This is a genomic window from Bacillus sp. JJ1127, assembly GCF_036965845.1.
Lineage (GTDB): Bacteria > Bacillota > Bacilli > Bacillales > Bacillaceae_G > Bacillus_A.
Map to the genome: position 1 here is coordinate 1 of NZ_JBALQK010000368.1, position 4,613 is coordinate 4,613.

At 35.7% G+C, this 4,613-nt stretch carries 6 protein-coding genes; 4 read left to right on the top strand and 2 right to left on the bottom strand.

Going from position 1 to position 4,613, the window contains the following annotated elements; all coding sequences use genetic code 11:
* Positions 1-129: 129 nt before the first annotated feature.
* A complete protein-coding gene (locus V7183_RS24555; protein ID WP_335361158.1) occupies positions 130-1,041 on the bottom strand; it encodes a DNA glycosylase in 912 nt (303 codons plus the stop codon).
* 208 nt (positions 1,042-1,249) lie between these two features.
* Here V7183_RS24555 and V7183_RS24560 point away from each other — a divergent pair, with 208 nt between their 5' ends.
* The 4 genes from V7183_RS24560 to V7183_RS24575 all read left to right on the top strand — a co-directional run bounded on the left by V7183_RS24560 (position 1,250) and on the right by V7183_RS24575 (position 3,711).
* Positions 1,250-1,963, top strand: a complete 714-nt coding sequence (locus V7183_RS24560; RefSeq protein ID WP_335361159.1) for a 2OG-Fe(II) oxygenase — start codon at positions 1,250-1,252, stop codon at positions 1,961-1,963.
* 88 nt (positions 1,964-2,051) lie between these two features.
* Entirely contained in the window at positions 2,052-2,690 is a 639-nt protein-coding gene (gene adaA / locus V7183_RS24565) for a bifunctional transcriptional activator/DNA repair enzyme AdaA (RefSeq protein ID WP_335361160.1), read from the top strand.
* Positions 2,674-3,207 (top strand): methylated-DNA--[protein]-cysteine S-methyltransferase, encoded by a 534-nt coding sequence (adaB, locus tag V7183_RS24570; protein WP_335361161.1) that lies wholly within the window; start codon positions 2,674-2,676, stop codon positions 3,205-3,207. The genes adaA and adaB overlap by 17 nt, the downstream gene beginning before the upstream one ends.
* 36 nt (positions 3,208-3,243) lie before the next feature.
* Entirely contained in the window at positions 3,244-3,711 is a 468-nt protein-coding gene (locus V7183_RS24575) for an SPL family radical SAM protein (RefSeq protein WP_335361162.1), read from the top strand.
* A gap of 41 nt (positions 3,712-3,752) precedes the next feature.
* On the opposite strand, the gene V7183_RS24580 is transcribed toward V7183_RS24575, so the two are convergent.
* Positions 3,753-4,478 carry a DNA alkylation repair protein gene (locus tag V7183_RS24580; RefSeq protein ID WP_335361163.1) on the bottom strand — a complete coding sequence of 242 codons (726 nt, stop codon included), beginning with the start codon at positions 4,476-4,478 and terminating at the stop codon, positions 3,753-3,755.
* Between the last annotated feature and the right edge of the window lie 135 nt (positions 4,479-4,613).

Consider the following 4,613-nt stretch of genomic DNA (forward strand, 5'->3'; position numbering starts at 1 on the left):
TAAGTTGTATCCATATGACTATACTAACTCTAGTGCTTGTATATTTATATAGGATTAATTAATGAAGGGATTAGATTTTAAAGTTCATTCTCTTTTTATTGAGTACATTCCGGCTTAAGTTGTAATTATTCAGTAAAGGATACGCCATAAATAAAAGGTAGCGTATGATTCCCAGTTTTTCCATGGAAACGATATTTCTAAGATTTCATCTTTCGTAGGCTTTCGGTTCATATTACGTAATATTTTTATCGAATTAATAAGACCCACATCATCGATTGGAAAAGCTGTCTGGAACCTGAGGCAGCGCATTAGAACATAATTGGCTGTCCAAGGACCGATTCCTCGTATTTTAATTAAGTTTTTTTCAGCATCTTTAAAGTTCATTTTCATTAATTTTTCCCTCGATAATTCTCCACTTGCCATTAATCTGGCAATTCCAATGATATATTCACTTTTTTTTACCGTCATTTTAATATCTGCTAGGTCGGTAGGTGTTAACTGTGCAATTCGTTCGTACGGTGGGAACACCCAATACTTTTTACCATTCCATTCGATGGAATCGCCAAATCCTTCTACAAATTGCTTCTTTAAGGAGTACGCGAAGGCTAAGTTAATTTGTTGCCCTAAAACTCCCCAACATAAAGCTTCAAATAAATCGGGAATGCCGACGACTCGCAATCCATAGAATTTTCGGGCAGGCATTTTAAGTAATGGATCTGCTTTTGCCATTTCATAAAATGGGGTTAAATCGTTATCAAGATCAAACCATTCACGAATATATTTTACAATCTCTTCCCGTTGCCACTCTTCAATAGGCCTAGAATCATTTAAGAACTGAATAATCATTTGTTTATTATCGATTACTCTTACCTGTACCAAGGACCGAATTCCCCCAATGGCTATGACTCTTGTAATGATACCGTTCTCGATTTCATACATGCATTCATTTTTTTCCCTTGTTAGATAGCCTAGGTTAGCATTCATGTCAAACTCTTCAGGTAATGTAATAATAATATCATCATTGACTTCATGCCATTTCACTTTTTCATTCTCCTCATCTTAATACTATCTCCTATAATATTCACAAAATAATTAGAAGGAAAATTCACACTGATTGAAGTTTTACTTTATCACATAATAATCTTGATTAATTTCGTTATCTTGCTATTACATTCTAAATACCTTATTTTTTTCTATTTATGAGGTTATAGTGTTAGTTATCAAGAATGCTAAATAGGAGTGGATAAAAATGGTCCAAGATATAAAAACACGTGTCGAAAACTTAAATTGGGATTCAATTCAAAATGAATTAGATGAGCAAGGATTTGCAAAGCTTCCAGCGATTTTAACAAAAGAGGAATGTGAATTCTTCATAGAATTGTATTGTGAGGAAGAGTCATACAGAACGACAATCAATATGACGAGATATCGCTTTGGGAATGGGGAGTACAAATATTTTTCCTATCCATTACCTGAAATCATCCAAAGTTTAAGGGAGTCCTTTTATCTAGAATTGGCCAAAACAGCCAATCGATGGTTGGGTTATTTAAAGAAAACAGAACAGTTTCCAGATCATCTTCAAGATTTTTTGAACACCTGTGAAGAATATGAACAAACTAGACCGACACCTTTAATATTAAAGTATGAAACAGGCGGGTTTAATTGTTTGCATCAAGATTTATATGGCGACATATTTTTCCCGTTTCAAGTAGTATTTGTATTAAATCAACGAGATAAAGCCTTTTGCGGTGGAGAATCTCTATTAGTGGAGCAAATTCCTCGTGCTCAGAGTAGGGGACATGTAATTACTTTAGAACAAGGTAGTGCGCTGATCTTTCCTACTAACCATAGACCTGTTCTAGGTAAAAAAGGATATTACAAAAATACGGTTCGTCACGGAGTAAGCACGGTTACTTCTGGAGAACGATATGGTCTTGGAATCATTTTTCACGATTCTAAATAAAAATTAAACTTCAATATCTTGCTATTTCATTCCTAGAATTGTACATTCTGAATTTATAGGGAGTATATTGTAAGGAGAGGTGAGATAAATGCCGGATAGTATCAATAATGGACATAAAGAGAGCCATGATCATAGAATTTCGAATGATGTAGAAATGATAACAGATGAAAAGTGGCAAGCAATTATAAATAATGATGTAGCGTACAATAATCAATTTTTCTACGCTGTAAAGTCGACAGGGATATTCTGTAAACCATCCTGTAAATCTCGCGTTCCGAAAAAAGAAAATGTATGCATTTTTCCAAACGTAGAACAAGCTCTCCGCGCAAATTTTCGCCCTTGTAAACGTTGCAAGCCCACTAATGAAAATCTGCCTGATAGCGAGTGGGTTGATTTAATTACTGAATACATTGATAAAAATTTCACGGAAAAATTAACTCTAGAATCGTTAGCAGATATTTGTCATGGGAGTCCGTATCATATGCATCGAACATTTAAAAAGATTAAAGGCATTACGCCGGTTGAGTATATGCAACAAGTTAGAGTACACGCGGCTAAAAAGTATTTGATTCAGACAAATAAAGCGATTGGAGATATCGCCATATGTGTGGGTATGGCTAACGCGCCTTATTTTATTACTTTATTTAAAAAGAAAACTGGACAGACACCAGCACAATTTCGTCAAATGAGTAAAATGGAGGAAAAGTACAATGGAAACAAAGAATAAACCAGCCCTTTATTGGTCTTTACTAAAGTTTAAGGATTGGAATTTTTATATTGCTTCAACTTCAAAGGGGCTTGTATTTGTAGGTTCACAGAACAAACTATTCAAGGAATTGTTCGAATGGGCTAAGAAACGCTTTCCAGGAAGTCCTCTTGTTGAAGATGATGAAAAGCTTGAACCCTATGTCGTTGAAATCACTCAGTATCTAGAAGGAAAGCGGAAAACCTTTACTGTTCCATTTGAGTACGTAGGTACGCAATTTCAGCTAGCAGTCTGGAATGCACTTTGTGAAATTCCTTATGGACAGACGAAATCCTATTCCGACATTGCAAATGATATAAATAAACCAGCAGCTGTTCGTGCTGTAGGGGCAGCCATTGGAGCTAATCCAGTATTAATCACCGTACCGTGTCATCGTGTAGTAGGAAAGAATGGATCATTAACTGGCTATCGTGGCGGATTAGAAATGAAGACACTGCTTTTGGATTTGGAAAGACAAGCTTCTTCCAGCAATGAGTGATTATTGCCGTACAATGAAGGGAAAGGAGGTTCCGTCATGAAAAGCGAATTGTTCTATAAAAACCCGAAAACCATTCTGAATAAAGGTACAGGCTTTCTTTCTGGATATACTCATTCACTAAATCCTTATACAGGCTGTTCATTTGGGTGTTCATATTGTTATGTACGCCAAATGCCTGTATCCCTTTTTCGAGAAGGGGAATGGGGAGATTGGGTCGATGTTAAAAACGAAGCTGCGAATTTATTAAAAAAGGAGCTTCATCGCGCCAAAGCCAAAGGGAATGTAACCATTTTTATGTCATCAAGCACAGACCCGTATCAACCAGTAGAGTATAAGGAAAAAGTAACGCAATCTCTACTAAAGGTTATGGTAGAAGATCCCCCTGACTTCTTATTAGTACAGACGAGGAGCCCACTTGTAAGTCGAGATATCGATTTGCTGCAGAATTTAAAAGATATTTTGGATTATTATGATATTGAATCAGTTCGGATTTTTTGTAAATAGAATTACAGTGATACATAAACGTACACTTTTCATATGCAAACTTATTTTTCAGGTTGTCTCAATTTCATTGACTTCTTTACTTCCCTATCCCGTTTCATACTGCGGATAAGACTTTTTGTTTCTTTATCCACACGATTAGATTCCGTAATTTTTTGCAAGGCTTTATTATATGTAAAATCATCGAGCGTGTTGTTTCTCAAATATTCCATTGTTGAATCGGGAAGTTTCACATAACAGATAGAGACAGCCCACGCAACCGCCATTTTGGCATAAAACCCTTCATGCTTTACACGATCCAGGAGGTTGAGCACCCTTTCGATATATTCAGTCTCGATATAAAAGTCTAGGAGCATAACCACTCCAAATCGTATCTCATATTCTTTCTTAGAAGACAGATAGGGCTGTAAAAACTCCCATACACGCTCTTTATTTTCCTTTGTAGATTTAAGACCTGTACAAAAGCTGTCACATACCGACCAATTATCAATTTTTGGCACGAACGAAGCCACATAAAACAGGAGTTCTTCAATATCCGTCTTAACATAGCCAATAACCATACCTTGCAGCATGATTTCTTCAAAATATTCATCTTTTGCAGTTTCAAGGTAAGTGTGCCAGTCACCCTTTACAATTTTTTTAGCTATTTTACGAAGCCCTGGCAGCCGAACACCTAATACATTGTTAATAGTAGGTATAAGTGTGGCCGAAAACTTCTGATAGTCTGTATCAATGAGTTCAAAGATTTGTTTTCTAATTATATTTTCCATTCGGGCTCTCCTATTTGTTTGATTTCGTTACCTTTACTATTTGACAACCTCACTATAACTGATTATTTTCTGAAAAAGCCAAGAATTGAATATAACAGCAAGATATCGAAACAATATTATTAGTTACTTTTAAAT